Genomic DNA, 26,851 nt, shown 5'->3' with positions numbered 1-26,851 from the left:
CTCTGGTTACACACATTAACGACGTGGCTGAAATTCGCCTGCCTTCACCTGCGCCGGTGTGACCACGCCAGTATCCAGCACCCAGCCGCTAATCAGCGAGGCTGGCGTGACGTCAAACGCCGGGTTGTACACCTGTGCCCCTTCCGGCGCCCACTGCACATCACCAAAGCTGCCGGCAACGCCTGTCACTTCGCGCGCGGCGCGCTGTTCAATCGGGATGGCATCACCGTTCGGGCATTCGCGATCCAGCGTGGTATGCGGTGCCGCGACGTAGAACGGAATGTGGTGATATTTCGCCAGCACTGCCAGGCTGTAGGTGCCGATTTTATTCGCCACATCACCGTTAGCGGCAATGCGATCCGCCCCCACCCAGACTGCATCAACCTCTCCCCGGGCCATCAGGCTGGCGGCCATCGAATCACAGATTAACCGGTAAGGGATGCCCAGTTCGCCTAACTCCCACGCCGTCAGGCGTCCACCCTGTAACAGCGGTCGGGTTTCATCCACCCATACCTGGCTGACCTTGCCTTCCGTCCAGCCGCGGGCGATAACACCCAGTGCGGTGCCGACGCCTGCCGTTGCCAGCCCGCCGGTGTTGCAGTGGGTCAGCAGACGGCTGCCGGGGGTAATCAGGGCGCTGCCGGCGGCGGCAATGCTGTCACACAGGGCTTTATCCTCATCAATCAACCGCAGTGCTTCTGCCCCCAGCGCGCTGACAAAATCCTCCCGGGCCAGGGCCAGCTTCATGCGATCCAGGTTATTCATCAGATTCACGGCTGTCGGACGCGCAGCGCGCAGCACCTCCAGCGCCTCCGCCAGTGCCGGTCTGGCCATGCCGTTTTCAGCCAGCAGTGCCAGCAGCAGGCTGGCCGACAGGCCGATCAGCGGTGCGCCGCGGACCCGCAGCGCTTTAATATGGCTCACCAGTTCGGCAACATCCGGCGTCGGGCACCAGATTTTCTGCTGTGGCAGGGCCTGCTGGTCAAGGATCCAGAGCTGATTGTCACGAACCTGTAAACTGGTGGTGCTGAGTGTTTGCATGAGTTAAATCCCGGTTGCTTTAATGCGTCATATTGTGCCAACATGACTGACGGATGTATAGACGTCTGAACGGCTTATTACAACGAAACATGTCTTATTTTGGGGGTCAGGTCAATGTCGCAATACCGTACGTTCACCGCAGCGGATGCCGTGGAATATGCCCGTCAGTTTGGCGGCGTGGATAATCCCCAGTCTCTGGTTGATTCGCAGGAAGTGGGCGATGGTAATCTCAACCTGGTATTTAAGATTTTCGATACCTCAGGCGTCAGCCGGGTGATCGTCAAACAGGCGCTACCTTATGTGCGCTGTGTGGGCGAATCCTGGCCCCTCACCCTTGACCGCGCAAGGCTGGAAGCCGAAGTGCTGATTGAGCATGGCAAATTTTGCCCGCAGCATACGGTGAATATTCTGCATTACGATCCGCAACTGGCGGTGATGGTTATGGAAGACCTGTCAGACCACGCTATCTGGCGGAGTGAGCTGGTGAACGGTGTTGAATATCCGCAGGCGGCAGGGCAGTTGGGGGAATATCTGGCACAGACCCTGTTCCACACCTCCGATTTTTTCCAGCATCCGTATCAGAAAAAAGCGGATGTGATCCGTTTTACTAACCCGGAGCTGTGCGATATCACCGAAGAGCTGTTCTTCAACGAGCCATATGAAGTGCACGAGCGCAACGCGTATCCGCGTGAGCTGGAGCCGCTGGCAGAATCTTTGCGTGACGACGCCGAACTGCGGGTGGCGGTCGGGGGCCTGAAGCATCGGTTTTACTGCCATGCCGAAGCGCTGCTGCACGGTGATGTGCACAGTGGTTCGATCTTCGTGGCAGACAACCGTCTGAAGGTTATCGATGCAGAATTTGGTTTCTACGGGCCGATGGGCTTTGATATCGGCAGTGCGCTGGGCAATCTGTTGATCAGCTACTGCGCGGCACCGGGGCTGCTGCCGCCGAGGGAAGCCGCAGCCGCGCGTGAAAATCGCCTTAACGATGTGCGCGATGTGTGGCGGAGTTTCAGCGATCGCTTCCTTGATCTGGCGGCAGAAAAGAGCCGGGATCGGGCGCTGGCGGTGTCAGGCTATGCACAGGCGTTTCTGCGTAAGGTATGGAGCGACACCATTGGCTACTGCGGCACTGAGCTGATCCGCCGTACCGTTGGCATGTCGCAGGTGGCGGATATTAAGAAGATTGACGATGAGGCGATGCGCGTTGAATGCGTGCGTCAGGCGATAACGCTGGGCCGCAGTCTGATCCTGCTGGCTGATCATATTCCGGACAGTGAAGCGCTGATTGCGCGCATCCGTCAGAACGGTTAACAACAGGGGCCGATCGTTGACGATCGGCCCACGGGTTAATCACTAGGCCGCTTCAATCTTTCGCTGCGGCACATCCTCTCTGACTGGCTGGGGCGCCAGCGCATCAGCAGCAAACTCGTCGACGTTAATCGAGCGCAGACGGCTGGCTTCCGCACGGATCAGCACGTCGGCCTCTTCCTGAGTCACCCATCCTTTTTGCAGTCCTTCAGCCGCCAGCCCATCCAGGCGGGTAAATGACAGATGTTTTTTCTGCTGTTTACACAGACGATCGTGAATAACTTCAGCGGCCATCACATGCTGCAACGCCTCTTCCAGCTGGCCCGCCGGGTTATGCTCGCTCGGGGTCAGGTACTGGCCGCGCCCCAGGCGGGTGCGGGTGGCTGACGGTACCTGCAGGATCTTCGCCAGTTGGTGGTCAAGACGGTCAGACGGTGCCCGGCTGTGACGACCGGTCGGGAACACCACCAGGCGGACCAGGCCCGCAACCATGCGGTTCGGGAAGTTACGCAGCAGGTCGTCAATGGCCGTTTCCGCCTGGTTCAGTGCATCCTGAACGCCCCAGTGCAGCAGCGGTAAATCGGCTTCGTTGCGGCCCTCATCTTCATACCGTTTCAGTGCGGCCGACGCCAGATAGAGCTGGCTCAGGACATCGCCCAGACGTGCGGAGATGCGCTCACGGCGTTTCAGACTGCCGCCCAGCACCGACATCGAGACATCCGACAGCAGCGCAAGGTTCGCACTAATGCGGTTCAGATGCTGGTAGTAGCGACGGGTGGCATCACGCGTCGGGGAGGCGCTGGTCAGCCCACCGGTGATCCCCAGCCACAGGCTGCGCATTGTATTGCTGCCCACGTGGCCGATATGGCTGAACAGTGCCTTATCAAACGCCGTGAGATCGTGGTTCTGTGCGGCGGCCATTTCGGCCAGCACATAGGGGTGGCAGCGGATAGCGCCCTGACCAAAGATAATCATACTGCGGGTCAGGATGTTTGCCCCTTCCACGGTGATGGCTATCGGGGCGCCCTGATAGGCACGGGCGAGGAAGTTACTGTTGCCGAGCATAATGCCTTTGCCCCCGGCAATATCCATCGCATCCACAATCGCCCGCTGACCGCGATGGGTGCAGTGATATTTAACAATAGCTGACAGCACCGCCGGTTTTTCACCGAGCATAATGCCGCTGGTGATCAGCGTTGCCGCTGCATCCATCACATAGGCATTGCCCGCAATGCGCGCCAGTGGTTCCTCAATGCCTTCCATTTTACCAATCGACAGGCGGAACTGACGGCGAATATGGGCATAGGCACCAATGGCCAGCGCAATGCTTTTCAGGCTGCCGGTCGAATTAGAAGGCAGGGTGATCCCCCGGCCCACTGACAGGCATTCGACCAGCATCCGCCAGCCCTGTCCGGCCATTTCCGGGCCGCCGATGATATAGTCGATGGGCACAAAGATATCGTTACCGCGCGTGGGTCCGTTCTGGAACGGAACGTTGAGCGGGAAGTGACGCTGGCCAATTTCGACGCCCGGCGTCTGGGTGGGGATCAGCGCACAGGTAATCCCCAGTTCTTCTGTGTCGCCCAGCAGGCGCTCAGGATCGGAAAGTTTAAACGCCAGGCCCAGCACAGTGGCGACAGGGGCTAAGGTGATATAGCGTTTGTTCCAGGTGAGGCGCATGCCTAACACCTGTTCGCCCTGCCAGTTACCCATGCAGACCACCCCGGTATCCGGAATGGCACCGGCATCCGAACCCGCTTCCGGGCTGGTCAGGGCAAAGCAGGGGATCTCTTCGCCGCGTGCAAGGCGGGGCAGGTAATGATCTTTCTGCGCGTCGGTACCGTAATGCTGCAACAGTTCGCCAGGCCCAAGGGAGTTAGGTACACCCACAGTAATAGCCAGAATACCGGAAACCCCCGCCAGTTTTTGCAGCACCCGCGCCTGTGCGTAGGCTGAAAATTCCAGTCCGCCATACTCTTTCTTAATGATCATGGCGAAGAAGCGATGCTGTTTAAGATAGGCCCACAGCTCGGGGGGCAAATCGGCCATTTCATGCGTGATCTGGAAGTCATTAGCCAGACGACAGGCCTCTTCCACCGGGCCGTCAATAAAGGCCTGTTCTTCAGGTGTCAGGCGCGGCTGTGGATACGCATGCAGTTTTTTCCAGTCCGGGGTGCCACGGAACAGATCACCTTCCCACCAGGTGGTTCCGGCATCAATGGCTTCTTTCTCGGTGCGCGACATCGGTGGCATCACTTTCTGGAACGTGGCCAGTGTCGGTTTAGAAAACAGCGCACGGCGCATCGACGGCAGCGTGAACGGCAGCAGGATCAGTGCCAGCGGAACCAGCAGCCACAACGTCCACAGCCCGGCGATGCCGAAGGCCGCCGTCCAGATAAATACTATTGCGCTGGCAGCCAGCAGGCTGACGCGGTGATAAAACAGGGCACCGATCAGGACGATCGTCGCCACAACACTGAGAACCATCATAACGTCTGCTCCGTAAGTAGTAAGAGGTCTGACCTGTTGGTTATAGGTTTAGATTACCCCGGCTTCAGGTGCAATCTGTTTACATAATAATTACAACCTGGCTCACAAAGCGGGGGCACGAACCGTTAATCCTCTCGCCCCTCAGGGAGATCGCTTCCCGCTTTCCTGGCAACTTGGTAAACTCCCGCAGTAACTCTTTCCTAAAAAGGACACCCCTATGTATCAGGACATCATTCGCGCCGAGCTGAACGAAGCGGCAGACACGCTGAATAAATTTCTAAGTGAAGAGGCAAACATCGATGCGATCCAGCGCGCGGCTGTTTTGCTGGCTGATTCATTTAAAGCGGGCGGGAAGGTCCTTTCCTGCGGTAACGGCGGTTCTCACTGCGATGCGATGCATTTTGCGGAAGAACTGACGGGCCGCTATCGTGAAAACCGTCCAGGCTATCCGGCGATTGCCATTTCTGATGTCAGCCACCTGTCCTGCGTCAGCAATGACTTTGGCTACGATTTTGTGTTCTCCCGCTATATCGAAGCGGTCGGCAGCGCAGGGGATGTTCTGCTGGGGATTTCAACCTCCGGCAATTCCGCCAACATTATCAAAGCCGTTGAGGCCGCGCGTGCGAAAGGGATGAAGGTGATCACCCTGACCGGCAAAGACGGTGGAAAAATGGATGGTGTGGCGGACGTGGAGATCCGCGTGCCGCACTTCGGCTATGCTGACCGCATCCAGGAAATTCACATCAAGGTGATCCATATTCTGATGCTGCTCATCGAAAAAGAGATGGTCGCTTAATCCCCTTCATCTTTCACGCCGCAGGTGCGTTGGCTGCTCTCGTGAACCCCGGTCACTTACTCGTGTAAGCTCCCGGGGATTCATGCGTTTGCCGCCTTCCTGCAACGTGAAATCCCTGGGGATAGAATCTATTTTCACGAGGTAATCCTGTGTGCGAACTATTAGGGATGAGCGCAAATGTCCCGACGGATATCTGTTTTAGCTTTACCGGGCTGGTGCAGCGCGGTGGCGGGACGGGGCCGCATAAAGACGGCTGGGGTATCACCTTCTATGAAGGGAAAGGGTGCCGCACCTTTAAAGATCCACAGCCCAGCTTTCAGTCACCGATTGCCCGTCTGGTGCAGGACTACCCAATCAAATCCTGTTCAGTCGTCGCGCATATCCGGCAGGCGAACCGGGGCGAGGTGTCGCTGGAAAACACCCATCCGTTTACCCGGGAACTGTGGGGGCGTAACTGGACTTACGCGCACAACGGCCAGCTTAAAGGCTATAAAAACCTGGATACCGGTCCGTACCGTCCCATTGGCGAAACGGACAGTGAGTTAGCATTTTGCTGGCTGCTGCATAAGCTGACCACCCGTTATCCCCGCACGCCGGGTAACTGGCCGGCGGTATTCCGCTATATTGCAGAGCTGGCGGGAGAGATGCGTGAAAAAGGGGTGTTTAACATGTTGCTGTCAGACGGGCGGTATCTGATGGCATTCTGCTCGACCAATCTGTTCTGGATCACCCGGCGTGCGCCGTTCGGCAAGGCCAAGCTGCTGGATCAGGACGTGGAAATTGATTTTCAGAAGCAGACCACGCCAGATGACGTGGTCACAGTCGTTGCCACTCAGCCGCTGACAGCGAATGAAACCTGGCACAAGATTGAGCCAGGTGAATGGGCACTATTTTGCCTGGGTGAGCGCCAGGGCTGATTCCGGTGCGCCAGGGCTGGCCATCATCGGGCTGCCCATGACGTACTTGCCGGCACTGACGCTGACCGACGGCGGCTGTTTCGTCTGCACGAACTGGGCGTAACCTGGCTGCAGCTGCTTCCAGAAATTGATGTAGGTAGAGTACCGGTGGCGCTGCATATTGCTCTCCGTCATGCGGAACGGATAGATGCTGACCTCTACACGGGGCTGGCCGTTGCGTAGCGCCGCTTCCACGTAATGATAAATCTCATCCATATAGGCGTCGGTCATGGCGTAGCAGCCTACAGATACGCAGTTGCCATGGATCATCAGGTATTTACCCTGATAGCCCTGCTGACGATCGTATTCATTCGGGAACCCGACGTTGATCGCGCGGTAAAAGCGGCTGTCAGGTTTCAGCTGTGAAAGCCCTACGCTGTAAAACCCTTCCGGACTTTTGAAGTCGCCCTGAACACGCTTTGGCCCAAGACCACCGGAAAAATTACAGATGCGGTAACTGTTCAGCAGGCGGTATTCGTTACCGATCTTGCCGTAGAGTTCCAGCGTGCGCTCTTCTTTAAAGATTTGCAGGTACACGGGGGTGCCAATTAATTGTTTCTTTAACTCTTTGCTTACCGGGGCCAGGGGTGTAACCGAATCCGGTACGCTGGCAAAGACAACGGCTGGCAGAAAAATCATCGCAAACAGCAGTGCGATTTTGCCCATTCTGGTTCCCTTGAAATGTAGGGGTTGGAAGCAACGCCGGAGGCGTCTGTTGACGTGCAATCTCGGACAATTCCGCTATCGCTGCGTCACCTTAGCATTGTCTATTTTTTTATCAAGACAGGGAAGAACAAAAACCTTTTTTTATGCGTGTTTTGCTCTGCATTGAACTCTGATAATTTAACTGTATACTTATCCAGTATTGTCGGAGGGGTTATGCGTAAAATTATTCACGTGGATATGGACTGCTTTTTTGCCGCCGTTGAAATGCGCGATAATCCCAGTCTGCGCGACATTCCGATCGCCATCGGCGGCAGCGAAAAGCAGCGCGGCGTGATCAGCACTGCCAACTATCCGGCGCGAAAATATGGCGTACACAGCGCCATGTCGACGGCGATGGCGCTGAAGCTGTGTCCGCATCTGACGGTGGTGCGCGGCCGTTATGATGCCTATAAAGAAGCCAGCACCCATATCCGTGACATATTCTCCCGCTATACCTCTCTGATTGAACCGCTCTCGCTGGATGAAGCCTATCTGGATGTCACCGACAGCCCGCACTGCCAGGGTTCCGCTACGCTGATTGCGCGTGAAATCCGGGACACCATTCAGCAGGAACTGAACCTTACTGCATCTGCCGGCGTGGCTCCGATTAAATTTCTGGCCAAAATCGCCTCCGATATCAATAAGCCCAATGGCCAGTTTGTGATCACGCCGCCCGAGATGTCCGATTTCCTGCTTGGCCTGCCGCTGTCGAAGATCCCCGGCGTGGGAAAAGTGACGGCGCGAAAGCTGGAAGAGCTGGGGCTGACCACCTGCGCAGATGTGCAGAAAACCGACCTGGCCAGGCTGCTGAAGCGTTTTGGTAAGTTTGGCCGCGTGCTGTGGGAGCGCTGTAACGGCATCGACGACCGTGAAGTGATTACCTCACGTGAACGGAAATCGCTGGGTGTCGAGCGGACGCTGTCGGAGGACATCCATCAGTGGGATGACTGCCTGGCGATCATCGACCTGTTGTACGACGAGCTGGCGCGGCGGCTGGATAAAATCAAACCGGATCGTCAGATTGCCCGTCAGGGCGTCAAACTCAAGTTTGACGATTTCCAGCAGACGACCCAGGAACATGTCTGGCAGGTACTGAATAAAGACGATTTAATTGAGATTGCGCGGAAAAGCTGGGACGAGCGTCGCGCAGGTCGCGGCGTCAGGCTGGTGGGATTGCATGTCACGCTGCTCGATCCCCAGTTGGAAAGGCAGTTGTTGTTAGGGCTGTAAACGTGCCACAGGAATCGATCGAAAAAATGGCTGGCCGGGCAGAGAAAGGCAGGGCGGACCTCCTTTCCGGTCCGCCCGTCATACCTGATATTACTTCGCCGGGATCGCTTTCAGCAGCGCGGTCAGCAACTGCCAGTAAAGCCCGACGCTGGCAATATGTACCTGCTCATCCGGGGAGTGAGGGCCGGTGATGGTCGGTCCAATCGAGACCATATCCATCTGCGGATAGGGCTCTTTAAACAGACCGCACTCCAGACCCGCGTGGATAACCTGAATGTTCGGGGTTTTGTCGAACAGTTTTTCATAGGTTTCACGCACCAGCGCCATGACCGGCGAACTGGCATCCGGCTGCCATCCCGGGTAGCTGCCTTTGGCAAGGGTTTTCGCCCCGGCCAGCTGGCCCAGTGCGGTGAGCATTTCCACCACATACTCTTTACCGCTGTCGATCAGGGAGCGGATCAGGCAGTTAATTTTTGCTTCATTGCCTTCAAATGTCACCACGCCCACATTGAGGGAGGTTTCTACCACCCCTTTCATGACATCAGACTGACGGATCACCCCGTTCGGAGTGCTGTTCAGCAGGGCGATAAAGCGGTCACGGCTGGTGTTGTCCAGCACCTGAGGGGCCTGCGCCAGGTCTTCCACCGTGACGGCGATATTTTTTTCTTTCAGGCCCAGCTCATTTTGCAGTGTCAGCAGATAGCCTGCCGCCAGGGACTTTAGCTTGTCGAGGCCGGCAGGCGAAACCGCCAGCGTGGCAAACGCCTCACGCGGAATCGCGTTGCGCAGCGTACCACCGGCAAAGTCAACCAGACGCAGGTCGAGTTCTTGCGCATGCGTAAACAGGAAGCGCGCCAGCAGCTTATTCGCGTTACCGAGACCGACATGAATATCACAGCCGGAATGTCCACCTTTCAGGCCTTTCAGCGTCAGTTTGACCGTCTGGTAGTCTGCCGGAACCGCTTCATAGGTCAGCGGCAGGGTGCTGGTAAAGTCAATGCCACCCGCACAGCCCATGTAGATCTCACCTTCCTCTTCGGAGTCGGTGTTGATCAAAATATCGGCCTGCAGCCAGCCGGCCTGCAAGCCGAATGCACCCGCCATACCGGTTTCTTCGGTCATGGTCAGCAGCACTTCCAGCGGGCCATGCTCCAGGCTGTTATCAGCCAGTACCGCCAGTGTTGAAGCCATGCCAATACCATTATCGGCACCCAGCGTGGTGCCCCGCGCTTTCACCCACTCGCCATCTATCCACGGCTGAATCGGATCTTTCGTAAAGTCATGCACCGTATCGTTATTTTTCTGCGGCACCATATCCAGGTGCGCCTGCAGGGCAACGGGCTTACGGTTTTCATAACCCGGCGTTGCCGGTTTACGGATCAGGATGTTACCCACCTGGTCGCGCTCATTCCATAAACCCTGCTCCGTCGCCCAAGCGATGATATGGGCTGCTAACTCTTCTTCGTGATAAGAAGGGTGGGGAATGGAGCAGATTTTGGCAAAAATATCCCACAGTGGCTGTGGGGATAATTGAGACAATTCAGACACGATAACTCTCCTGTGTCAGCATCACCGCGCTGCCGTGCTGGCAGGGGGGATGCCTTGATATCGGTTGGGAAAACTCCCGCCAGCGAATCTGACGCGATGGCAAAAGAATATCACCGATTCCTGGCTCATGCTCACGCTGCCCCAGGAAAAATGGGCTGACAGGGCGCAGCGGGCTGGTTTTTAGTGCTTCAGATCACTATAATTTCGCGCAACCGCTCCCCTTGCACAATTTTTAAGCCAATTTTACTGGCCGGGATCCTTTTAATGAGTGAAAAATACATCGTCACCTGGGACATGCTGCAAATTCATGCCCGTAAACTGGCCGAGCGCCTGCTGCCTGCCGACCAGTGGAAAGGCATTATTGCGGTAAGCCGTGGGGGGCTGGTTCCTGCCGCCTTACTGGCACGTGAACTGTGCATCCGCCATGTCGATACCGTCTGTATCTCCAGCTACGATCATGACAATCAGCGTGAAATGACTATCCTGAAACGCGCCGAAGGCGACGGAGAAGGGTTTATTGTGATTGATGACCTGGTCGATACCGGGGGCACCGCGCAGGCAATCCGCAACATGTATCCAAAAGCGCATTTCGTGACTATTTTCGCTAAACCAGCCGGTCGGCCGCTGGTGGATGATTATGTTATTGATATCCCGCAGAACACCTGGATTGAACAGCCATGGGATATGGGCATCGCCTTTATTCCCCCGCTGGTGAAGGGCTGATACTTTTTCCTGTTATTCAGCGCGATTTAGCCTGTTCAGATCAAACCGTGCCCGATTCTGTCGGGCACGTCTGTTTTTACCCTTCGCGTCAATCTCCTGGCTACGGTAGACTCATTTTCTACCCGTACGCCGGAGGAAATCCCTGTTATGTCGCCGAAAAATCTCAGCGAAGAACTCTTCAAGCCGCGTTTCAAACACCCGGAAACCTCATCGCTGGTCCGACGTTTGCATCACCATCGCCCGTTGAGCATTCACTCTGCGCTGGATGGTGAAACCCATGCCGGCTGGTATCGCATGATCAACCGCCTGCTGTGGACCTGGCGCGGCCTGTCACCGCAGGAAGTGAGCGAAGTGCTGGCGCGTATTGCCGTCAGCACCGTAGAGCATACCGACGACCAGCTGCTGGATACGGTGATTGGCTATCGCGGCGGTAACTGGATTTACGAATGGTCTACTCAGGCGGCGCAGTGGCAGCAGAAAGCCAGCGAGTGTGAAGACGATCTGCTGGCGGGCCAGTACTGGCTGCATGCGGCCCATCTTTACAGCGTGGCGGGTTACCCCCATTTGAAAGAGGATGAGCTGGCTGAACAGGCGCAACTGCTGGCCAGCCGCGCTTATCAGGAGGCTACCCACCGCCTGCCTGGTGAGCTGAAAGAGCTGGAGTTTGCCATCGAGGGTGGCAGTCCGGTTACCGGGTTTCTGCATATGCCTCCAGAGGTGAAAGCTCCTTATCCGACGGTGCTGTTGTGTGGCAGCCTCGATGCGTTGCAAAGTGACCACTACCGCCTGTTCCACGATTATCTTGCGCCGCGTGGCATTGCGATGCTGACGCTGGATATGCCCTCCGTGGGCTTCTCTTCGAAGTGGAAGTTGACCCAGGACTCCAGCTTCCTGCATCAGCAGGTGCTGCGACAGCTGGAAAATGTGGCCTGGGTGGATCATACCCGGGTGGCGGCCTTCGGTTTCCGTTTTGGTGCCAATATTGCGGTCAGGCTGGCCTATCTGGAAAGCCAGCGTCTGCGAGGCGTGGCCTGTCTGGGGCCGGTGGTCCACAGTCTGTTAAGCAATACCAATTTGCAGGACAGGGTGCCGGAGATGTATATGGATATGCTGGCCAGCCGCCTGGGAATGTCAGGCTCCTCAGACAGTGCGCTGCGCACTGAACTGAGCCGTTTCTCGCTGAAAATTCAGGGGCTTCTGGGACGCCGTTGCCCGACGCCAATGCTGTCCGGTTACTGGGCTCACGATCCGTTCAGCCCGGAAGAGGAATCGCGTCTGATCGCCAATTCCTCGTCTGCCGGGCGGCTGTTAAAAATTAATACGTCTCCGGCGATGGCGAACTTCGATAAAGGGCTGCGCGATATTTGTGACTGGCTGGCGCAGCGGCTGGACGAGTGAGTTGCTAATATTCAATAGTTTGCTACAACTATAAGCTTAACTAAGGAGTTTAAACGATGACGTTACCGAGTGGACATCCGAAGAGTAGGCTGATTAAGCGCTTTCACTCTTTAGGTCCTTACATCCGTGAAGGCAAGTGTGAAGGCGAGCGCTTCTTCTTTGACTGCCTGGCAGTTTGCGTCAATGTGAAACCTGAACCGGAATTACGTGAATTCTGGGGCTGGTGGATGGAGCTGGAAGCACATTCAGACCATTTTACCTATGAGTATCACTTTGGGCTGTTCGATAAAGAAGGCAACTGGAAGCCGGGTGCGGTGAAGGGTAAGGATAATAATGCCCGCGTTGAAGAGACGTTACGTAACTTCCATGTGCGTTTAAAAGCACAGCTGGCGGAAATTGAGCTGGGGCTGATCCCGGCCGACGGCTTCGCTGACCAGCCGGTTAAGCTGACCGAATAACACACTCAGCGCAGAATAAGGAAAAGGCTGGATTGCTCCAGCCTTTTTTTTAAGACACATAACGAGGGGTAACGCTTAACCCGCTGCCGCAGTGGCGTGTTGCAGCGAGTGTGGGATCAGAACTGGTACATCACACCAACGGCAACGATATCGTCGGTATTCAGTCCCAGCTTATTGTCATCATTCAACAGGTTAACCTTGTAATCGACGAAGGTAGACATGTTTTTGTTGAAGTAATAGGTGGCACCGATATCCACGAATTTGTACAGGTCAGCATCACCAATGCCATTTTCCATATCTTTAGCTTTGGTCTGCACATAAGCCAGTGATGGACGCAGGCCCCAGTCAAACTGGTACTGAGCGACCACTTCAAAGTTTTGCAGTTTATTCACGTAACCTGATACAGACGACGTAGTGCCGTTTGCCGCGGTAAAGGTTGCACCGCTGTTGATCGGGTTCATGTTGCGGGTTTCAGCATAGGTGCTGGCAAGATACACACCGTTTGCATCATATTTTAAACCAGTCGCCCAGGCTTCCGCTTTATCGCCTGAACCAAATGCCGCGTCTTTCTGGGTCTGAATCAGGCGGTTTGAAGAGGACATCGCGCCATTGACTGTCAGACCATCAATGATTTGATAGGAAACAGAGGCACCGTAACCATCTCCGTTAGAGACGTTGCCGTTACGTGTCGACGAGGCATCGTTTTTGCCCTGATACTGCAACGCAAATTTTAAGCCATCAACCAGACCGAAGAAGTCGGTATTACGGTAGGTCAGCATGCTGTTACCGCGCGTCAGCATATAGGTGTCAGCACGGGTATAACCGGTCGCACCAAACTCTGGCATCATGTCCGTGAATGCTTCGACATCATAAATCACACCGTAGTTACGGCCGTAGTCGATAGCACCAATATCTTTCATTTTCAGACCGGCAAAGCCCAGACGGGTTTTATTGCCCGACTGCGCATCAGCGCCGCCTTCAGAGTTGCTGGCACTGAAGTTATATTCCCACTGGCCGTAGCCGGTCAGCAGGTCATTAATCTGAGTCTGCCCCTTGAAACCAATACGCACGTAAGATTTGTCAGCGTTGTTGCTGGCGTTGGTATCTGCATCGCTCATGTAACGCATTGCTTTAACTTTGCCGTAGAAATCCAGCTTATTGCCGTCTTTATTATAAACTTCTGCGGCTTGTGCAGCGGTGGACAGAGCCAGAGCTGCGGTTAAGATTGCCAGTGCGCTTTTCTTCATCATTTTCGATCAATCCCGAAAGAGTAAAATTTATAAACGGCCCGAAGGCTCTGTTCGAAGCACGGACTTTTTACCCTTTTCCTATTAAAGATTTATTACAGTTTTCAACACTTCTTGTTAATTGCGAACTTTTCGACTAGCGAGTGGTCAGGCCTTTTTCGCCCTTTTCCCGCGCTGGCTGTTGGCTTCAGGCACCACACCTGCTAAAACGTTTCTTTGTACTCTTTTTTACGAAATGGCAGGAAATAATGAGCAGCAGCCAGACCCTGGTGGTGAAACTGGGGACCAGCGTACTGACCGGCGGCTCACGTCGGTTAAATCGGGCACATATCGTTGAGCTGGTGCGTCAGTGCGCACAGCAACATGCGGCGGGCCACCGCATTGTGATTGTCACCTCAGGCGCGATGGCGGCGGGGCGTGAACACCTTGGCTATCCGGAGCTGCCCCCGACCATCGCCTCAAAGCAGCTGCTGGCTGCGGTGGGGCAGAGTCGCCTGATCCAGCTGTGGGAACAGCTGTTCTCCATCTATGGCATTCATATCGGTCAGATGCTGCTGACGCGTGCCGACCTGGAAGATCGTGAGCGCTTCCTTAACGCCCGCGACACCATGCGGGCGCTGCTCGACAACCATATTGTTCCTGTTATCAACGAAAATGACGCAGTGGCCACCGCGGAAATCAAAGTCGGTGATAACGATAATCTCTCGGCGCTGGCGGCGATCCTTGCCGGAGCCGATAAGCTGCTGTTGCTCACCGATCAGCAGGGACTGTTTACCGCCGATCCGCGTAACAATCCTGATGCCGAGCTGATCCGCGACGTCCACGGTATTGACGACGCGCTGCGCGCGCTGGCGGGCGACAGCGTATCTGGTCTGGGGACCGGGGGAATGGCCACCAAATTACAGGCGGCCGATGTGGCCTGCCGTGCCGGTATCGACACCATTATCGCGGCAGGAAGCCGTCCTGGCGTCATCGGTGATGTGATCGCCGCCCAGCCGGTCGGCACCCGCTTTCATGCTTTTGAAACGCCGCTGGAGAACCGCAAACGCTGGATCTTTGGTGCTCCCCCGGCGGGCGAGCTGGTGGTGGACGACGGCGCACTGTCGGCAATCCTGGAGCGTGGCAGTTCGCTGTTGCCGAAAGGGATCCGCGAGATCAGCGGCAATTTCTCCAGGGGAGAGGTGATCCGTATTCGCAGCCTTCAGGGCCGTGATGTTGCTCATGGTGTCTCACGCTATAACAGTGATGCCATGCGTATGATTGCCGGGCACCATTCCCAGCAGATCAGCGAAATTTTGGGTTATGAATATGGTCCGGTTGCCGTACACCGTGACGATATGATTGTTGCTTAAGGAGCTCTGATGCTTGAACAAATGGGTAAGGCTGCGAAGGCTGCATCGTATCAGCTGTCGGTACTCTCGACCGCGCAGAAAAATCAGGTACTGATGACCATTGCCGATCGCCTGGAGGCGCAGAGCGCCTCGATTCTGGCGGCCAATGAACTCGACCTTGCGGATGCCCGTCAGAATGGTATGAGTGCAGCGCTGCTGGATCGTCTGACGCTGGATCAGACACGGCTTAAAGGCATTGCCGATGATGTGCGTCAGGTCTGTCGTCTCACTGACCCGGTCGGCGTGGTGATTGACGGTGGTAAGCTCGACAGCGGGCTGCGTATTGAACGCCGTCGCGTGCCGCTGGGCGTGGTGGGAGTGATCTATGAAGCGCGTCCGAACGTTACTGTCGATGTCGCCAGCCTGTGCCTGAAAACGGGTAATGCAGTGATCCTGCGCGGCGGGAAAGAGACTTACCGCACCAACGGTGCCACCGTGCGGGTGATTCAGGAGGCACTGCAACAGCACGGCCTGCCGGCCGGAGCGGTGCAGGCGATTGAAAGTCCGGATCGTGAGCTGGTCAGCCAGCTGCTGAAGCTTGACCGCTACGTTGATATGCTGATCCCACGCGGCGGTGCCGGCCTGCACAAGCTGTGCCGCGAGCAATCCACCATTCCGGTGATCACCGGTGGGATTGGCGTCTGCCATATCTATGTGGATCGCAGTTGTGAAATGGACGCGGCGCTGAAGGTGATCGTTAACGCCAAGAAGCAGCGCCCAAGCGCCTGTAATTCTGTGGAAACGTTACTGATAGACGCAGCCATTGCCGATACGTTCCTGCCCGCACTGAGCGACCGTATGGCCCGGGAGGGGATTACTCTCCATGCCGATCCGCGATCGCTTCCGCTGTTGCAGAACGGCCCGGCCAGCGTGAGTGCCGTAACAGAAGAGCAGTATCGCGACGAGTGGCTGGCGCTGGATCTTAACGTCAGGCTGGTCGACTCGCTGGATGAGGGGATCGCCCATATTCGCGAATACGGCACGCACCATTCCGACGCCATTCTGACCCGTACCATCGGGCACGCTGACCGCTTTGTGAATGAAGTGGATTCTTCTGCGGTCTATGTGAACGCCAGCACACGCTTCACCGACGGCGGTCAGTTTGGCCTGGGGGCTGAAGTGGCGGTCAGCACGCAGAAACTGCATGCGCGTGGCCCCATGGGGCTGGAAGCACTGACCACCTATAAGTGGGTGGCCTGGGGTGACGACACGGTGCGCGCTTAACCTTACTAAAAACAGGCGGTGAATATGGTCACGCTTTCTCAGCTTTTCCCCTTTGCCGCCATCGCTCTCGGCATGGTGCTGACGCCCGGCCCGAACATGATCTATCTGATCTCGCGCTCGCTTTGCCAGGGGCGTCGGGCAGGATATATCTCACTTTGCGGCGTGGCGCTGGGCTTTATGTTTTATATGGTCTGCGCCGCGCTGGGGATCACCGCACTGCTGATGGCGGTACCGGTAGCCTATGATGCACTGCGTTTTGCCGGGGCAGCCTATCTGCTGTGGATGGCATGGCAGGCCCTGTTCGGTGGAAAATCACCGTTTCAGCTACGCGATCTGCCGCCTGACAGCCCGCGTAAGCTGTTTACCATGGGGCTGCTGACCAATCTGCTCAATCCTAAAACGGCGGTGATCTATCTGACGCTGCTGCCACAGTTTATCCACCCGGAGCAGGGCAACGTGCTGGCACAGTCCCTGACGCTGGGCTTTACCCAAATCCTCACCAGTATGCTGGTCAACGGTCTGATCGTTTTCGCGGCAGGCACCATCGCCACCTTCCTGGCCAGCCGTCCAGGCTGGCAAAAGGCCCAGCGCTGGCTGATGGGAACTGTGCTGGCCGGGCTGGCGGTCAAAATGGTGGTGGATAAGCGTTAACCTTTTTACTGACCGGTTAGGGAAAGTGCGGGCCTGAGCGCCCGTTGTTTTACGCCGATCCACCGGGGGCTGTTCAGCGGGAGGGCGTTTTTCCGGTTGTGCTGATGGTTTTCCCGATCTCTTCCAGTCTCAGCGTTTCATGGCGATTGTTCACCAAATCCCACAGACCCAGCCGACGATCGGCATTGAGAGTGACAATGAATTGGCAGCCGCTTTTCAGGGCGTTACTGTGCTGACGTTTCAGTCGCGAGCCGCTGAAATCACTGAATATTTTATGAGCGGGTAGCTGTTGACGTAACGTGTTCGCCAGCAGGAGGGCATCAATGTTGTGTTCCGGGTCTTCGTAAGTCACCACGATATCAGGAGAGTGGGTGATGTTGCTGTCTCCGCCAGTGGTTTGCAACAGCAGCAACAGGCGTTCAATACCCATGGCAAACCCTGAAGCCGGTAGCTTCTTGTCGCTGAACAGTTCAACCAGGCCATCATAGCGTCCACCGCCACAAACCGTTCCCTGTGATCCCAGCTCATCCGTAATCCATTCAAAAACAGTGCGGGTATAGTAGTCCAGCCCTCTGACCAGACGTGGATTAACGCGGTAGGTGATGCCTGCATTGTCCAGTAGCGTTCGCAGCGTGGCGAAATGCTGCCGCGAGGCCTCACCAAGAAAGTCCAGCAGCTGCGGGGCCCCTTCAATCATCTCCTGCATCGCCGGGTTTTTGCTGTCCAGAATACGCAGCGGATTACTCTCCAGGCGGCGCAGACTGTCCTCGTCCAGCTGTTCATGATGCTGATTAAACCATCTGACCAGCGCCTGACGGTGCTCTTTGCGCTCGGGCAGTGTTCCCAGCGAGTTAATTTCCAGGCGTATGAAGCGATCCACGTTTAGCGTTTTAAAAATATCCCAGGCCATGTAGATCAGCTCTGCGTCAATATCGGCTCCCGGCATGCCGAAGGTTTCAACGCCAAACTGGGTGAATTGCCGCAAGCGCCCCTTCTGCGGTCGTTCATAGCGGAACATCGGCCCCTGATACCACAGCCGCTGCGTGGTGTTGTAGCACATATTGTTTTCCACCACGGCACGAACGCAGCCGCTGGTGCCCTCCGGCCTCAGCGTAATGTGCTCACCACTTTTGTCATAGAAGTTATACATCTCTTTCGACACGATATCGGTCGACTCTCCCACCGCGCGCTCGAAAAGCGAGACCGGCTCCAGAATCGGCAGGCGAACTTCCTGATAGCCATATCGGTGAGCGACAGTCCGCACTTTATTTTCCAGCCACTGCCAGATCGGGGTTTCCTCTGGCAGGATGCTGCGCATTCCCCGGATGGACTGAATTTTACTCATGATAAATCCTTATCCTCTGTAGCGAGTGATGCCTGCCTCACCGGCTGCCGGTCTGACAAGCTTTTCCGGCAAAGGCGGGCAGGCAGACGGTTCAGGCAGCGTTCATGACACTGTCAGCAATCACATCATCGATGAGTGCATCAATTTTACTGGTGTCGAGATGGTGGGCTGTGGTGATCAGGTGGGCGACCTCACCAGAGGTGGCGAGGCAGTGTTTTTTCCAGACGGCCTCAGACGGGCAGGGGAAGACCACTGTAATCGAGTTTTTATTACACCAGGCATTGATCCCTGCTTCCTGCAGACGACTGACGGCGTACTGAGCCATATTCAGGCTGTGGGTGATACGCCGTTTCCAGTCGGCATGGCTGTGGCTGCGGATCGCTTCCCACATCATCATCGGCGTATGGCCGTTACGGGAGCCCGTGATGGTTTTATCGTGGCCGGAAATGTAGTCAATTTCGACGGAGATGCGATCCACATTGGCTTTTTTCGCCACGACAATGCCGCAGGGGATAGGCGAACCAATCATCTTATGGCCAGAGACGCCGATTGAGTCGATGCCGTCTGCAAAGGTGAAGCCCTGCGGATCGTCGACGAAAGGCAGGATCATACCGCTCAGCGCGGCATCAGCGTGCAGATAGTAGTCCTCACGTTTGAAGCCTGCATCTTTCAGGCGCTGCTGGATAAGAGCAATATCATCAATGGCGCCGCGAACGGTAGTGCCAATATTGGCAAAAATAATCGGATGCTGCTCTTTATCCATTGTGATTTTTTTTATCAAATCATCGTAATCCACTTCGCCATTTGGCAGCGATTCCACCAGCCGTGACTTGATCCGCAGTAACTTAACAATTTTGGCGACGGAGTAGTGGGTATCTTTTGAATAGTAGAGTGTGCCATCAGGGAAAATCTCACGGCCAAGATAGCAGCCAAACATATTTCCTTCCGTACCACCATTCGTCACATAGCCCCAGCTTTTTTCAAAGGGGATTTTGAACAATTGCGCAAAATACGCCATGACTTCTTTTTCAAAGTCGAAGGAGTTCAACAGATAATTACAATACTCACTCCAGTCACCGCAGTTATTGATAGAGAACCGCATGAATCGTTCGAGATTGGTATAATTAAAGTCTGCTGATTCAGGATATCCGATATTAAAATATTGGTTTTTTACACAGTACGACCAGAAAGCATCCAGCTTATTTTGATCTTCAATAGATAACGTCATTTGCTATTCCTTCTTACAGTTAACGGATAAAGTAACTTTTTTATTTTTCATCCAGATAGAGGATGCCGACGCCTTTTTTACTGCGCCCTGCGGCAACAAAGCAGAAAAGGGGAATGGTGATCATGATCATGACGACACCCCAGAACATCGAGTCCGTGCCCGATCCAAGCATGGCGAAAATGCTGTAAATCATTCCGATAACAACCATGACGCTGTAAAACATAAAGCTGCGTCCACGGTTCATCTTTTTGGAAACCATAATAATGGGCAGGGAAATCAAGGCGTACATATAAGGCAGCAGTGAGGCAAAGACTGACATCAGAATGACGGTCTCGAACTGTTTAGCCAGGTTAGGAGAGGCCGTCATCAGCAATACCAGGGTCATCAGTATCCCGGTAAAAATCAGGCTTTTCATGGGGACGTCATTTTTATTCACGTCAGAGAAAAATTTCGGGAAGAGGCCCTGTTGAGCCCCTGCGCGTGGGCCTTCCGACTGTAAAATCAACCAGCCTGATATGGAGCCGAAGCAGGCAATAATACTCAGTGCAGAGGCGACGTTACCGGCAGTTTTGCCGAACATATAGCGTGCTGCATCGGCGAAGGGAGCCGCAGAGTTCACCAGTTCATTATGTGGCACCAGACCCATAATCACGGTACAGCTTCCGACATAGCAGACGGAGGCAATGAGTAAACCGTATACCGTCGCGCGCGGAACGGTGTATTCCGGCTTTTCCACCTGACCGCTGGAGACCACTGCAGATTCAACGCCCAGAAAACCCCAGAGCGCGATAGATGCCGCCGTGATAATGGCAGATGTGTCGCTTTTTCCTGTGCCGTTATACACCTGAGAGAACAGGGTCGGATCGAACCAGAACCAGCCAACCACGCCAATGCCCAGTACCACCACCAGCATACAGCTGGCGGTAAAGGACTGCGCGCGCCCGGCGACCCGCGCGCCGAAGCTGGCGAGCACGATAAATCCCCACAGGATCACAATCGCCACGACACTGCCGATCGACGGGTTTTTCAATTCAGGGAAGAAATAGCTGAGATAACCGACCCCGGCGACCAGCAACGCCACGTTGCCGACCCAGGCGCTGATCCAGTAGCACACGGTGGTCTGGAAACCGATGAAAGGACCGAAGGCATCACTGGCATAGGCGACAATTCCCCCGGTACGCGGAGTAATCAGACTCGTCTTAGAAAAAACCAGGGCTAAGGCGATGACACCAATTATGGTGAAGAGCCATCCCCAAAGCGAAATATAACCGACCCCTGCAAGGTTAGTCGGTAGCATAAATACCCCTGACCCCATCATATTTGATGCGGTGACCAGCGTAAGCGCCACGACGCCCATTTTATGTGCTTTAGCCGCACTCATGGTTCCCATATTGAATGTCCTGTAGTCGTTGCCATAAAAAAAGTGATAACCAGGCGGTCTCACCGAGATGGGAGTGATTCTAAGAAAGGGGGAGCGATATTTTTAGAGGACCGAGAGGATAAAAGGCACATTATGTATTTTAATGCCGGAAAATAGTGTGTTTTTTATGCAAAATATAAACTAATGACTCCGTCCCCTTTTTTATTTGCCTCTCATTCAAGGGGGGCGGAGTTATCTCGTTTTTGTGTTTTTTAATTAACAATAAATTCACATCAAACGAGGGTGATTAATTTACAGTTGATATATTGACAATGGCAGACGCTTTCATGCACCCTGCCACAATAGCTAATTAAAAATAAATAGCGCCGAATCTTTTGATATTCACTTAAGTTTTTATACATAAATTCCAGGGTGATATGTCCAGAAAAGAACGAATCTATATTCAGGGTCTGCCGCAGCTTATACAGCTAAAAGGGCATAATCATGATTTTATCTTTATGGATGAGATGGATTGTGATGTTTTTCTTATTAGTCTTGATCGGGCGTTTGCACTCTATTCCTGTGAGTTACATGCTTACTCTCTGCATGCAAAAGAGTTTTTTCTGCTATTAACGCCTGGCAGTAAAGAGGATCTCAGCCGCCTTGTTCAGCATATCGGTCGCAGCTATGTGCGCTATTTCAATCAAAAATATCATCGTAGTGGGGCGCTGTGGGAGGGGCGTTACAATAGCTCCCTGATTGAACCGGGGGCTTATTTTTTACTGGCTCAACAGTTTGTTGACAGTGCTAAAGAAGATAAGCCGTACTTATCAAAAGGAAGTAGCTACCGGCACAATATTGGTGAGGAGCATATAGCCCGTCTCACCTTCCATGAAGAGTATCTAAAACTCGGGAAAACGCCCTCAGCCCGGGCGTTACAGTACCGTCGCTTTATGCAGATACCGCTCAGTGCGGCGGTATCAGACAAAATCAAAAATTGTCTCAGTCAAAACTGTGTGCTGGGTACATCGCAGTATTGTCAGCAGCAGGAAATATCGCTTCATCGCCGGGTCAGACCGCGTCAGTGTGGGCGGCCAAGAAAGTATTATCATAATCAGGTGTTGGATTGGGTGTGGATTGAAAACCAGGCATCGCAGCTGCTGCAGCGCTACTGCTATCAGGAAATACGCCTGCCTCTGCTGGAAAAAGAAGGAGCATTAACACGCCCCCCTGACTTTGCTCAGGGAGACGCGGGGGCGTGCCGTATTGGTGGCGAGCACTCGGCTTTATTACGGCGCGAAGGGACGCAGGGATGTCTGCATGCGATTGAAGCGCACCGGGATCTGCAGTCAACCAGCAAACTCTGGTATCTGGGGACGATGTTTCGTGTGCGCAGAGGCGAGCATACCCCTGTCGAGCAGTACCAGCAGCTTGGCGTGGAGGCTTTTGGTTATCCCAGGGTGGATATCGAACTTGAGCAGTTCATCATGCAGTATGATTTCTTCAAATCCCTGCGGCTGGAAAACCATATTGAGCTAAAAATTAATACGCTGGGCAGTGCCCGGGATTTTGCTGCTTTTCGAGACGCATTGCGTCAGTACTATCAGCCGTTTATTTTTCTCTTCCAGGCGCAGTGGATAGACTGGCTTGCTGACAGACCGGAGCAACTGCTGCAGTCCACCGACAGCCTGCTGGCGACGTTGCAAACCCAGGCACCCGAGCCCGGCGATTTTATTTCGACATCGTCGATGCAGCGCTTTGAGTCATTAATGGCTGCATTAACCCGGGCAGGTATCCCCTTTGTGGTGGATAAGGCGCTTTACCCGGCTAATGCCTACTGCCATACCCTTTTTGAGTGGCACAGCGACAGGCTGGAGGAGGGAAGCCTGCTGTGTCGCGGCGGCCGCTACGATCGCTGCGCCAGCGAACTCATCGGGCGGGAAACATTTGCCTTTGGTTTCGCCTTTATGCTGGAGCCATTAATGCGACTTCAGCAGCTCACTAATAAAACGATGCTGAAGCCACGTATGACCGATGTGGTGATTATCTCGTGCTCATGGACGGTGAGGGCGTGTGCGCTGGCTCTGGGGCGAAGACTGAGAGCCGCCTTCCCGCAGTTGAGCATCGTCAATGACTGCTCAGCAATGCGTATTACTGCGTCGAAACGCAATGCCGAGCGCCAGGGAGGGCGGTTTATTATTGTTGTACCGGAGGACTATCCGCACGAGCCGTTGGAGATCTACGATAGCGATCGCCATCTTAAGCAGTCCGGCAGTGACAGCACCATGATCGCTCTTTTGAGCCAGAGTCTTAATCTCTGAGTGAAGCGCCTATCCCAGGCGCGCGTGCTCTGCGGCCTTGCGAAAGAGCACATCATCCGGGCGCACCCCGGTGTACAGGGCAAATTGCTCTACGGCCTGAATAGCAAACACTTCAGAACCGGTGATCGTCGTTTTGTCCTGACTGCGTGCATAGCGCACCAGTGGCGTCAGCTCAGGTAGCGCGACCACTTCAAAGATCACGCTCGCCGCATCAATCGTGGTCGTATCAAATGACAGCACGTTGGCATCAATGCCACCCGCCATTCCGGTGGGGGTGGCATTGATCAGCAGTCCGGGCTGTAATCCATCAAGGCTGGCACGCCATTCAAAACCGTACAGCGCAGCGAGCTCACGGCCCCGGGTCTCGTTACGTGCAACGATCACTCCCTGACTGAATCCGCTGTCTTTTAAGGCACAGGCCACGGCTTTTGCCATACCGCCGCTACCGCGAAGGGCGAAAGTCAGCCCGGTGTTCACCTGATACTGCTTCAGCAGGCTGACGATGGCGATGTAGTCAGTGTTATACGCCTTCAGATAGCCATCTGTGTTAACGATGGTATTGACCGAGTTGATGGCGCTGGCGGAGGCATCCAGCTCATCCAGTAGCGGAATACACTCCTCTTTAAATGGCATTGAGATGGCGCAACCCCGTATACCCAGCGCGCGAACGCCGCCGATGGCCGCCGTCAGATCCCGGGTAGTAAAGGCTTTATAGAGGTAATCAAGATCGAGAGCATCGTACAGATAATTATGGAAACGGGTGCCAAAGTTGCCAGGGCGCGCCGCCAGTGACATACAGACCTGGGTGTCTTTATTCAGATTTTTAGTCATAGCATCGTCTCTGAAAGAAAAGGGGTAACCAGCATGGACTAAAACAGCGAGATAAAAAACCGCTGAATGGGCTGGCATATTGTCTCTGTTCCGGCGACGTACGTCACAACGAGTAAATTACCCCTGTTGTTGATTAATGGCGTTTTTCAGGTATCAATTTCAACATTTTGTTTAATTTGTTATTGAGAGATGCTAATTTACAGCCTGCATTCCGTCCACCTGGAGAGTCTGACCCCCCCATGACAGAAAAAGCCTATTACTACAGCGACAGCCTTGAAATGACCACTGAGGTCCTGCGCTGTGAACCGGATGACAGCGGTCATTACCGTGTCATTCTCGCTTCCACGCTGTTTCATCCACAGGGCGGTGGCCAGCCCTCCGATCGCGGCACGCTGGGCGGGGCAGAGGTGGTGAAAATCAGTCAGGAAGAGGGTCAGGTAATCCACCTGCTGGCCACGCCCGTCCCTACGGGGGCCACTACCCTGGTCGTCGACGCAGAGGTCCGCAGACGGCACACGCAAATGCATTCTGCGGGGCATCTGATCGGCGTGGCCGGTGAACAGTTTGGCTGGCATGCCACCAAAGGCGATCACCGTCCTGGTGCGGGCCGGATAGTTTTCGCACCCGGTATAACCTCAGCTGAGGTGGAGAGGGCGGCACTGGAACGGCTTACACGCGAGCTGGTCGCCGCCGATCTCCCCCGGGTAGTGAGTGAGCTGGCGGGATTGCGCAACGTGACCTGGGGATCGCTTCCCGCCTTTGCCTGCGGCGGCACACACGTGCTGACGACCGCGCAGGTTGGCCTGGTACACATCACCCGTGTTAAAGAGAAGAAAGGGCAGTTATCCGTGCAGTATGAAGTGGAAGACCACTAATCATTCAGTGCGGTCGAGGCCGCGTGCAGCTGGGCGATACTGCTGGTCGCCCCGCCGCAGACAATCACCAGCAGATTGTGATACGCGGCGAGCTGCGGATGCATATCGTAGACCACCGCCAGACTGGCTCCACAGGCCGGTTCCACCAGCACCCGGTGATCGTCCAGAAAGCGTGTGCAGGCATTGACCGCCGCCCGATCCGATACCAGCAGACTCTGTACAGTATGTTCGCGGGCGCACCGCAGTGCCTGGTCACAGACCTGTTTTGCACCCAGCGATGAGGCGATACTGATGATGCCATCCAGTTCGACCGGATACCCGGCCGCCATTGCCGCGTGAAATGAAGCGGCCCCTTCGGTTTCCACCGCCAGTACGGGCACATCCTGCCAGCCGTTACGCTGCAGCCCTGCCACCACACCGGCCAGCAGGCCCCCACCGCCCACCGACAGCACCACGGCATCAGGACGCATTCCACTCTGCGCCACTTCATCAATCATGGTGGCATGGCCCTGCCACAGCAGCGGATCGTCGAAGGGGTGAAGAAAGGCATCCTGCGTACCCAGCAGTGACTGCGCGTAATGATTCGCTTCCTGCCAGGAGCTGCCGTGGACGATCACCTCTGCCAGTTCCTGCCGCAACAGCGTCTGTGCCCAGTGCGAAGTGGTTTCCGGCACCACGACCGTCACGGGTACGCCAAGATGTCGCCCTGCCCAGGCCACCGCCAGCCCGGCATTGCCGCCTGATGAGGATACAAATCGTCGGGCACCCCTGCGTTGCCAGGTTTCGCATGCCAGGCCGATGCCGCGAATTTTAAACGAGCCCGGAGGCTGTAACGCCTCCATCTTTAGCAACACGTTATGACCGGTCAGCATGCTCAGCGGGCGGGAGGTCAGGAGTGGGGTGGCAATATGCAGACTCATGACGGACTCCCGGGCTGTTGCGCATCGCGGATTTCATCCAGGTAGTTGTATATGGTGTAGCGGGTAACGCCAAGGGCTGTAGCGGCTTTTTCGATACCGCCTTTAACAATAAACATACCGCGTTCCTGCATTTTTCTCACCGCTGCCAGCTTGGCCTGTTTACGTGAAAGGCGCAGGTCGCCATTCAGCTCACTGAGCGAGTCAGCAATAATCTCCGCCATCAGCTGTGCCATATCTGCACTTTCTTCAGCCGCAGGCGGCGGGCTGTCCGGGCTGTTCAACAGGTTGTCGAGGCAGCGTCTTGCTGCCAGAAGCTCACTGTTGTCGGTATTAATACAGAGTGCTGCAAATGCCTGGCCGTTGCTGTCGCGGTAAAGTGCAGTTGCGCTTCGCAGCGTCTGACCCTGCTTACCGCGGGTCGGGTAGTCCGGGATCACCGTCGGGACATTATCGTTCGCAGGAGTTGTCTCGTTAATTAACGCCTGAAGCCCCCGATCCTGAGCAGGAACATCCAGTACCGGGCTGCCCAGCACACGACCGGTAACATGGCCGTTGGTGATGGCCAGCACGGATTTCTCGGGGTGTTCAAGGTCGTGCAGGACGACTTCAGTATTGCGTCCGATCACATTGCCGAGTGCAGTGACGGCAGCGTGCAGGGTTTGCAGGATCAGGGCGCGTTCATGGGCGATATCAGGAGAGTGGGCGGACATAGTGACTCGGCGGCAGAGTAGGGGAGAAAGAACAATATCAACACCCTGTTTAGCAATCAACAATATGTTGTTTTTTTCAGTGTGCGAGCGGC

23 protein-coding genes are annotated in these 26,851 nt (G+C 55.2%); 12 read left to right on the top strand and 11 right to left on the bottom strand.

The window, feature by feature from the left end; genetic code table 11:
- Positions 1 to 15 precede the first annotated feature (15 nt).
- Entirely contained in the window at positions 16 to 1,041 is a 1,026-nt protein-coding gene (gene mtnA / locus EPE01S_RS18190; RefSeq protein ID WP_062747961.1) for an S-methyl-5-thioribose-1-phosphate isomerase, read from the bottom strand.
- Between the two features lie 114 nt (positions 1,042 to 1,155).
- Between mtnA and mtnK the strand changes: the two genes are divergently transcribed.
- A complete protein-coding gene (gene mtnK / locus EPE01S_RS18185; RefSeq protein ID WP_062747959.1) occupies positions 1,156 to 2,355 on the top strand; it encodes an S-methyl-5-thioribose kinase in 1,200 nt (399 codons plus the stop codon).
- Positions 2,356 to 2,397: 42 nt separating this feature from the next.
- Here the strand turns inward: mtnK and fadE are convergent, their stop codons facing one another.
- A complete protein-coding gene (gene fadE, locus EPE01S_RS18180; protein WP_062747957.1) occupies positions 2,398 to 4,842 on the bottom strand; it encodes an acyl-CoA dehydrogenase FadE in 2,445 nt (814 codons plus the stop codon).
- Positions 4,843 to 5,059: 217 nt separating this feature from the next.
- Here fadE and lpcA point away from each other — a divergent pair, with 217 nt between their 5' ends.
- Positions 5,060 to 5,638 (top strand): D-sedoheptulose 7-phosphate isomerase, encoded by a 579-nt coding sequence (lpcA, locus tag EPE01S_RS18175; RefSeq protein WP_062747955.1) that lies wholly within the window; start codon positions 5,060 to 5,062, stop codon positions 5,636 to 5,638.
- Between the two features lie 149 nt (positions 5,639 to 5,787).
- Complete coding sequence (locus EPE01S_RS18170; RefSeq protein WP_062747953.1) at positions 5,788 to 6,555, top strand: class II glutamine amidotransferase; 768 nt, start codon at positions 5,788 to 5,790, stop codon at positions 6,553 to 6,555.
- Here EPE01S_RS18170 and dpaA read toward each other — a convergent pair.
- Complete coding sequence (gene dpaA / locus EPE01S_RS18165; protein ID WP_062747951.1) at positions 6,526 to 7,260, bottom strand: peptidoglycan meso-diaminopimelic acid protein amidase; 735 nt, start codon at positions 7,258 to 7,260, stop codon at positions 6,526 to 6,528. The two genes, EPE01S_RS18170 and dpaA, sit on opposite strands and share 30 nt — an antisense overlap.
- Positions 7,261 to 7,473: 213 nt before the next feature.
- Here dpaA and dinB point away from each other — a divergent pair, with 213 nt between their 5' ends.
- Positions 7,474 to 8,529: a DNA polymerase IV gene (gene dinB / locus EPE01S_RS18160; RefSeq protein ID WP_062747949.1), complete on the top strand. Its 1,056-nt coding sequence runs from the start codon at positions 7,474 to 7,476 to the stop codon at positions 8,527 to 8,529.
- A gap of 90 nt (positions 8,530 to 8,619) precedes the next feature.
- Here dinB and pepD read toward each other — a convergent pair whose 3' ends face one another.
- Entirely contained in the window at positions 8,620 to 10,077 is a 1,458-nt protein-coding gene (pepD, locus tag EPE01S_RS18155) for a beta-Ala-His dipeptidase (protein WP_062747947.1), read from the bottom strand.
- Positions 10,078 to 10,341: 264 nt separating this feature from the next.
- Here pepD and gpt point away from each other — a divergent pair, with 264 nt between their 5' ends.
- From gpt to crl, 3 genes are all read left to right on the top strand, one after another.
- Entirely contained in the window at positions 10,342 to 10,800 is a 459-nt protein-coding gene (gpt, locus tag EPE01S_RS18150) for a xanthine phosphoribosyltransferase (RefSeq protein WP_062747945.1), read from the top strand.
- A 147-nt stretch (positions 10,801 to 10,947) separates the two neighbouring features.
- Positions 10,948 to 12,198 carry an esterase FrsA gene (gene frsA, locus EPE01S_RS18145; RefSeq protein ID WP_062747942.1) on the top strand — a complete coding sequence of 417 codons (1,251 nt, stop codon included), beginning with the start codon at positions 10,948 to 10,950 and terminating at the stop codon, positions 12,196 to 12,198.
- Between the two features lie 56 nt (positions 12,199 to 12,254).
- The gene (gene crl, locus EPE01S_RS18140) at positions 12,255 to 12,656 is read left to right on the top strand and encodes a sigma factor-binding protein Crl (RefSeq protein WP_062747940.1); all 402 of its coding nucleotides are present in this window, start codon (positions 12,255 to 12,257) and stop codon (positions 12,654 to 12,656) included.
- Positions 12,657 to 12,772: 116 nt separating this feature from the next.
- On the opposite strand, the gene EPE01S_RS18135 is transcribed toward crl, so the two are convergent.
- The gene (locus EPE01S_RS18135; protein ID WP_137269946.1) at positions 12,773 to 13,903 is read right to left on the bottom strand and encodes a porin; all 1,131 of its coding nucleotides are present in this window, start codon (positions 13,901 to 13,903) and stop codon (positions 12,773 to 12,775) included.
- Between the two features lie 248 nt (positions 13,904 to 14,151).
- Between EPE01S_RS18135 and proB the strand changes: the two genes are divergently transcribed.
- From proB to EPE01S_RS18120, 3 genes are read left to right on the top strand one after another with little or no spacing between them, the layout of a single operon-like run.
- Positions 14,152 to 15,255 (top strand): glutamate 5-kinase, encoded by a 1,104-nt coding sequence (gene proB / locus EPE01S_RS18130; RefSeq protein ID WP_062747936.1) that lies wholly within the window; start codon positions 14,152 to 14,154, stop codon positions 15,253 to 15,255.
- 9 nt (positions 15,256 to 15,264) lie between these two features.
- Positions 15,265 to 16,518: a glutamate-5-semialdehyde dehydrogenase gene (gene proA, locus EPE01S_RS18125; RefSeq protein ID WP_062747934.1), complete on the top strand. Its 1,254-nt coding sequence runs from the start codon at positions 15,265 to 15,267 to the stop codon at positions 16,516 to 16,518.
- Positions 16,519 to 16,542: 24 nt separating this feature from the next.
- Positions 16,543 to 17,169: a LysE family translocator gene (locus EPE01S_RS18120; RefSeq protein WP_062747932.1), complete on the top strand. Its 627-nt coding sequence runs from the start codon at positions 16,543 to 16,545 to the stop codon at positions 17,167 to 17,169.
- A 73-nt stretch (positions 17,170 to 17,242) separates the two neighbouring features.
- Here the strand turns inward: EPE01S_RS18120 and hisS are convergent, their stop codons facing one another.
- The 3 genes from hisS to hdcC form a co-directional block, all read right to left on the bottom strand.
- The gene (gene hisS / locus EPE01S_RS18115) at positions 17,243 to 18,517 is read right to left on the bottom strand and encodes a histidine--tRNA ligase (protein WP_240043869.1); all 1,275 of its coding nucleotides are present in this window, start codon (positions 18,515 to 18,517) and stop codon (positions 17,243 to 17,245) included.
- Between the two features lie 88 nt (positions 18,518 to 18,605).
- Complete coding sequence (locus EPE01S_RS18110; RefSeq protein WP_062747929.1) at positions 18,606 to 19,742, bottom strand: histidine decarboxylase; 1,137 nt, start codon at positions 19,740 to 19,742, stop codon at positions 18,606 to 18,608.
- 40 nt (positions 19,743 to 19,782) lie between these two features.
- Positions 19,783 to 21,132, bottom strand: a complete 1,350-nt coding sequence (hdcC, locus tag EPE01S_RS18105; RefSeq protein ID WP_062747927.1) for a histidine-histamine antiporter — start codon at positions 21,130 to 21,132, stop codon at positions 19,783 to 19,785.
- Between the two features lie 407 nt (positions 21,133 to 21,539).
- Here hdcC and EPE01S_RS18100 point away from each other — a divergent pair, with 407 nt between their 5' ends.
- Complete coding sequence (locus tag EPE01S_RS18100) at positions 21,540 to 23,423, top strand: ATP phosphoribosyltransferase regulatory subunit (RefSeq protein ID WP_062747925.1); 1,884 nt, start codon at positions 21,540 to 21,542, stop codon at positions 23,421 to 23,423.
- 9 nt (positions 23,424 to 23,432) lie between these two features.
- Here EPE01S_RS18100 and EPE01S_RS18095 read toward each other — a convergent pair whose 3' ends face one another.
- Positions 23,433 to 24,254: a shikimate 5-dehydrogenase gene (locus EPE01S_RS18095; protein WP_062747921.1), complete on the bottom strand. Its 822-nt coding sequence runs from the start codon at positions 24,252 to 24,254 to the stop codon at positions 23,433 to 23,435.
- Between the two features lie 239 nt (positions 24,255 to 24,493).
- Between EPE01S_RS18095 and EPE01S_RS18090 the strand changes: the two genes are divergently transcribed.
- Positions 24,494 to 25,129, top strand: coding sequence for an alanyl-tRNA editing protein (locus EPE01S_RS18090; RefSeq protein ID WP_062747919.1), 636 nt, complete (start codon positions 24,494 to 24,496; stop codon positions 25,127 to 25,129).
- On the opposite strand, the gene EPE01S_RS18085 is transcribed toward EPE01S_RS18090, so the two are convergent.
- Together EPE01S_RS18085 and EPE01S_RS18080 are read right to left on the bottom strand one after the other, a co-directional pair.
- Positions 25,126 to 26,049 (bottom strand): pyridoxal-phosphate dependent enzyme, encoded by a 924-nt coding sequence (locus EPE01S_RS18085; protein WP_062747916.1) that lies wholly within the window; start codon positions 26,047 to 26,049, stop codon positions 25,126 to 25,128. The two genes, EPE01S_RS18090 and EPE01S_RS18085, sit on opposite strands and share 4 nt — an antisense overlap.
- Positions 26,046 to 26,759: a helix-turn-helix transcriptional regulator gene (locus tag EPE01S_RS18080; protein ID WP_062747914.1), complete on the bottom strand. Its 714-nt coding sequence runs from the start codon at positions 26,757 to 26,759 to the stop codon at positions 26,046 to 26,048. Before EPE01S_RS18080 ends, EPE01S_RS18085 begins: the two co-directional genes overlap by 4 nt.
- Positions 26,760 to 26,851 lie beyond the last annotated feature (92 nt).

Origin of the sequence: Erwinia persicina NBRC 102418 (genome assembly GCF_001571305.1) — a bacterium.
In the GTDB taxonomy this organism is placed as follows: domain Bacteria; phylum Pseudomonadota; class Gammaproteobacteria; order Enterobacterales; family Enterobacteriaceae; genus Erwinia; species Erwinia persicina.
Note: the sequence above shows the minus strand (reverse complement) of the source record. Positions and strands in the feature narration are given on the sequence as shown.

Bases quoted from the DNA above. Each gene is read 5' to 3' on its own strand.
- mtnA (WP_062747961.1), bottom strand. From the start codon at position 1,041: ATGCAAACACTCAGCACCACCAGTTTACAGGTTCGTGACAATCAGCTC.
- mtnK (WP_062747959.1), top strand. From the start codon at position 1,156: ATGTCGCAATACCGTACGTTCACCGCAGCGGATGCCGTGGAATATGCC.
- fadE (WP_062747957.1), bottom strand. From the start codon at position 4,842: ATGATGGTTCTCAGTGTTGTGGCGACGATCGTCCTGATCGGTGCCCTG.
- lpcA (WP_062747955.1), top strand. From the start codon at position 5,060: ATGTATCAGGACATCATTCGCGCCGAGCTGAACGAAGCGGCAGACACG.
- dpaA (WP_062747951.1), bottom strand. From the start codon at position 7,260: ATGGGCAAAATCGCACTGCTGTTTGCGATGATTTTTCTGCCAGCCGTT.
- dinB (WP_062747949.1), top strand. From the start codon at position 7,474: ATGCGTAAAATTATTCACGTGGATATGGACTGCTTTTTTGCCGCCGTT.
- gpt (WP_062747945.1), top strand. From the start codon at position 10,342: ATGAGTGAAAAATACATCGTCACCTGGGACATGCTGCAAATTCATGCC.
- frsA (WP_062747942.1), top strand. From the start codon at position 10,948: ATGTCGCCGAAAAATCTCAGCGAAGAACTCTTCAAGCCGCGTTTCAAA.
- crl (WP_062747940.1), top strand. From the start codon at position 12,255: ATGACGTTACCGAGTGGACATCCGAAGAGTAGGCTGATTAAGCGCTTT.
- EPE01S_RS18135 (WP_137269946.1), bottom strand. From the start codon at position 13,903: ATGAAGAAAAGCGCACTGGCAATCTTAACCGCAGCTCTGGCTCTGTCC.
- proB (WP_062747936.1), top strand. From the start codon at position 14,152: ATGAGCAGCAGCCAGACCCTGGTGGTGAAACTGGGGACCAGCGTACTG.
- proA (WP_062747934.1), top strand. From the start codon at position 15,265: ATGCTTGAACAAATGGGTAAGGCTGCGAAGGCTGCATCGTATCAGCTG.
- EPE01S_RS18120 (WP_062747932.1), top strand. From the start codon at position 16,543: ATGGTCACGCTTTCTCAGCTTTTCCCCTTTGCCGCCATCGCTCTCGGC.
- EPE01S_RS18110 (WP_062747929.1), bottom strand. From the start codon at position 19,742: ATGACGTTATCTATTGAAGATCAAAATAAGCTGGATGCTTTCTGGTCG.
- hdcC (WP_062747927.1), bottom strand. From the start codon at position 21,132: ATGGGAACCATGAGTGCGGCTAAAGCACATAAAATGGGCGTCGTGGCG.
- EPE01S_RS18100 (WP_062747925.1), top strand. From the start codon at position 21,540: ATGTCCAGAAAAGAACGAATCTATATTCAGGGTCTGCCGCAGCTTATA.
- EPE01S_RS18095 (WP_062747921.1), bottom strand. From the start codon at position 24,254: ATGACTAAAAATCTGAATAAAGACACCCAGGTCTGTATGTCACTGGCG.
- EPE01S_RS18090 (WP_062747919.1), top strand. From the start codon at position 24,494: ATGACAGAAAAAGCCTATTACTACAGCGACAGCCTTGAAATGACCACT.
- EPE01S_RS18085 (WP_062747916.1), bottom strand. From the start codon at position 26,049: ATGAGTCTGCATATTGCCACCCCACTCCTGACCTCCCGCCCGCTGAGC.
- EPE01S_RS18080 (WP_062747914.1), bottom strand. From the start codon at position 26,759: ATGTCCGCCCACTCTCCTGATATCGCCCATGAACGCGCCCTGATCCTG.